Source organism: Rhodococcus sp. EPR-147 (genome assembly GCF_001647185.1).
Lineage (GTDB): Bacteria > Actinomycetota > Actinomycetes > Mycobacteriales > Mycobacteriaceae > Rhodococcoides.
The window spans coordinates 1-3779 of the sequence record NZ_LVCU01000474.1 but is presented as its reverse complement, the minus strand read 5'-3'; the positions used below and the strand labels follow the sequence as shown (position 1 = coordinate 3779).

The following is a 3779-nucleotide window of genomic DNA, read 5'->3' as shown; positions in this document are numbered from 1 at the left end:
TTCCGATCTGCCAGAACACGTTGCACGGGTTGGCCCCGTTGATCAGCGAGACACTGCTGTCGGATGCCGTGATCAGCGTCGATGCCGCCTGGAAGATGAACACAGCGTTGGAGTTGCCCTGCGCGTCGAGTGTGAGGGTTCCGGTCAGGCCGAACGTGCCCGAACCGTACAACCCGGCCAACAATGTCTGTCCGCCGAGTTCGACTCCGGTCGAGGTTGCTCCCGGTCGACCGGCGGCGTCGTCGTATCCGGTACTCAGATCCGCTTTCGCCTGCGCTGCAACCGAATTGCGGTCGTTGATAACTCCACTGGTGAGCTCTCCCGGTGGGAATCCGGTGATGAACGGTTCGACACCGACGCCTGGGCTCACTCCGACGTTGCCGCCGATCCTCGACGGGCCGGTGTTCGTGATCTTGGAGCCGGCCAGAACGGCATAACTCTCCGCGGTGCCGAGTTCGACGGTGGTGGGTTGAGCCTCGGCTGCGGGGACGTTGATCAGCATGAGTGCGCTGGTGGCCAAAGCGACCGAACCGGCAAGCGGAACGAGGGTTCTGCCCCTGCGCCTGATGGGGGTCGACGTGCACGTGTGCTGTGAAGCGGGCATGGATTGCATACCGTTCTGCTGGTTGGGCGAAGCGGACTTGTTGCCGGACTTCGTGAACCGCGCAATCGATCCCCCGACGAGTTCGATTGCGCAGCAATTGATGTCGCGACGCTCAACGGCCGCCCCGGACCGATCCGAGTGCGTGGAGGTATCGCGGTTCCGTATTCGATGACGTCACCGGCCGACGGAGTTCGGCAAGGTGACACAACTATGCGATCAGCGGAGGCTCGTGCCCACTCCGCAACTAAGAGTTTCCCCGTATCTCTACGGTGTAGAGCTACAGCACACCATGTGTAGGATAATGAGTCAAGCGAAAAGTGTTGTCGAACAACAAGTTTGTTTGCCCCCTACTTACCGGTCGGTTCACAGCTTTTCGAAAGGGGTGCCAGCCGATGTCCACTACAGACCGATTCGGCCCACACTCCAGGGACAAGATCGACCGCGAGTACGTGGTGGCGGCCGCACTGTCCATCGTCGACCGAACCGGACTCGACAGCCTCTCGATCCGCAGCCTGGCGACGTCGATCGATCGCGATCCGATGACGGTGTACCGGTACCTTCCGACGAAGGAGGCACTGCTCGACGCCATCGCCGATTCGATTCTGAGCCCGCTCGTCACGGTCGACCGAACGGACCCCGACTGGCAGGGACAGCTTCGCTTGTTCGCCCGGCACTATCGCCGTCTCGCCCTCGAGCACCCACACGCGGCAATTCTGCTGTCCACTCGCCCACATCGGACGCCGCTCGGGCTGGGCACCACGAGGTCTTTGCGGTCACTCGAAAGCGTGATGGCGTTGATGAGCAACGCAGGATTCACCGCACCCGAGGCGTTGTCGACCTATCGGCTGCTCAAATCCTTCCTCCGAGGTCACGTACTGAGCGAGACCCAGGAAATGACCGAGAATCCGGACGAGACCGGCGACCGCCTCAGCCTGGCGTTGCGCCGACTCCCCGCCGACGAATTTCCGTTGCTGTCCACGCTGCCGCCGCTCATCACCGCGTACGACGGTGCCCTCGAACTCGAGTTGGGTCTCGACGTGCTGTTCCGAGGCATCACCGCACCTTCGACCTGAGCGGATCGACGCTCCCGGGGCCCGCACCGGACCGAGCCGTACCTTGTCCCAGGATCACGGCATCGGCCTTCACGCCATCAGAGCAGTCCGGTGCCTGCCTCGTTCGCTCGTTCTTCGTCTCGTTCCTGCTGCGCAGCGGCCAGGCCGGACATCGTGCGCAGCGGAACCTCCTTGAGGAAGCGCACCAGTACGAATCCGAGGACCATCAGGATCGACACGGCCAGGAACACGTAATCCATGGCGTCGGAGAACCCGATGCGGAACGGCTCGGCCAGTGCGGGTTCGAGCTTCTGAATGAACGAACTGTCCTGCAGCGCACTGCCCGCGACGGAGGCGTCACCCGAGGCGATGGCCTGGGCGAAACCGGATTCCAGTGGATCGGAACTGGTTGCGGCGCTCTGCACTGCCTGCTGGAACTCCGGCGTCGAACTCGCGGCAATCAGCGCGTCACCCGTCTTGGGGGTCAGCTGCGTGAACAGCATCGACAGAAACACCGCCACACCGACCGTCGCACCGATCTGCCGGAAGAACGTTGCGGCAGAGGTGGATACACCCATGTCCTTGGGCGGCATCGCATTCTGGATGGCCAGGGTCAACGGCTGCATCATCGACCCGAGACCGAGGCCGAAGACACCCATGACGACCATCGTCTGCCACAGCGGGGTATCGGCGTGCACGTAGTGGAAGACGAACATCGCGATGGCCATCAGTGCAGTACCGACGATCGGAAAGATTTTGTACCGCCCTGTCTTCGAGATCATGCGACCCGAGACGATCGACGCGACCATCAAGGCACCGACGAGGGGCAGAGTCTGGTAACCGGCCAGCGTCGGCGAGGATCCCTTGACCACCTGCAGGTACTGCGGCAGTAGCGAGATGCCACCGAACATCGCTGCGCCGGCGATGACGCTGACAGCAATACACAACGAGAACAACGGGTTTCGGAAGAACCGCATGGGGATCAGGGCGTCGTCGCCCATCTTGATCTCGGCGAGCACGAACGCGATGACGCCGACGATGCCGATTCCGAAGCACAGCAGGGCCCGCGGCGAGCTCCATCCCCACACGCGCCCCTGCTCGGCGATGATGAGCAGCGGCACGAGGCCGACGCTGAGAAGCACTGCGCCCCACCAGTCGACGCGCGCCTCGCGGCGATAGACCGGCAGGTTCAGCACCCGCCACACGACGACGAGCGCGATGATTCCCAGCGGGACGTTGATGTAGAAAACCCAACGCCAGCCGGTGATTCCGAGGATCGACGACTGCCCGGCGAGCAGTCCACCGATGACCGGCCCGAGCACGCTGGAGGTACCGAACACGGCCAGAAAGTAACCCTGGTACTTGGCCCGTTCACGCGGCGGGACGATATCGCCGATGATGGCCAACGCCATCGACATCAGACCGCCCGCACCGAGACCTTGAATGGCACGGAAGGCGGCGAGTTCGTACATCGACGTCGCGATACCGCACAGCATGGACCCGACGACGAAGATCGAGATGGCCGTCATGAAGAACGGCTTGCGCCCGTACAGGTCGGACAGCTTGCCGTACAACGGGGTCGAGACCGTCGAGGTGATGAGGTAGGCCGTCGTCACCCAGGCCAGAACCGAGAACCCGTTGAGGTCGTCGGCGATGGTCCGAACGGACGTCGAGACGATGGTCTGGTCGAGGGCGGCGAGGAACATGCCCATCATCAGGCCCGACAGAATCGTCATGATCTCGCGATGCGAATACTCGCCGGTCGCGGGCTTCACTTCAGGCTCGGTAACCATCTCTTGGATTCACCTTTACGTAGCATTTACTTGTGTCCTACAACGATATTCGGGACACCAGCATGCGCGCAGAAGGCCGTCTGCGCAAAGGTTTATTTGCGGCGAATCCGGTCCCGCACCTCACGCATCGTGTGCGGGTGAATACCTTCGGCAGCGAGCACTCGACGGGTCTTGCGACGCGTCGACAGGACACCGATGATCGCGACGATCCACACCGGGAACTGCGCGAGCAACGCCACCCGGAATCCGTCGAAGGTGTAGCCGCCCATCGCGTCGAGAATCCAGCCGATCGCCGCGATCACCAACAGCGACGCCAGGAAACCACCGATG

At 62.6% G+C, this 3779-nt stretch carries 3 protein-coding genes and 1 pseudogene; 1 reads left to right on the top strand and 3 read right to left on the bottom strand.

Annotated features, from left to right (window positions below; translation table 11 throughout):
* Window positions 1–604, bottom strand: a 604-nt coding sequence (locus A2J02_RS20305; RefSeq protein WP_231911485.1) for an ice-binding family protein, incomplete at its 3' end; no start/stop codon positions are given.
* A gap of 392 nt (window positions 605–996) precedes the next feature.
* Here A2J02_RS20305 and A2J02_RS20295 point away from each other — a divergent pair.
* Window positions 997–1677, top strand: a complete 681-nt coding sequence (locus tag A2J02_RS20295) for a TetR/AcrR family transcriptional regulator C-terminal domain-containing protein (protein ID WP_068052732.1) — start codon at window positions 997–999, stop codon at window positions 1675–1677.
* A gap of 77 nt (window positions 1678–1754) precedes the next feature.
* Here A2J02_RS20295 and A2J02_RS20290 read toward each other — a convergent pair whose 3' ends face one another.
* Together A2J02_RS20290 and A2J02_RS20285 are read right to left on the bottom strand one after the other, a co-directional pair.
* Entirely contained in the window at window positions 1755–3449 is a 1695-nt protein-coding gene (locus A2J02_RS20290) for an MDR family MFS transporter (protein ID WP_068052729.1), read from the bottom strand.
* A 92-nt stretch (window positions 3450–3541) separates the two neighbouring features.
* Window positions 3542–3779: pseudogene (locus A2J02_RS20285) on the bottom strand (MFS transporter); the annotation flags it as partial.

Excerpts from the sequence above, each read along its gene's own strand:
- A2J02_RS20295 (WP_068052732.1), top strand. The coding sequence starts at position 997 with ATGTCCACTACAGACCGATTCGGCCCACACTCCAGGGACAAGATCGAC.
- A2J02_RS20290 (WP_068052729.1), bottom strand. The coding sequence starts at position 3,449 with ATGGTTACCGAGCCTGAAGTGAAGCCCGCGACCGGCGAGTATTCGCAT.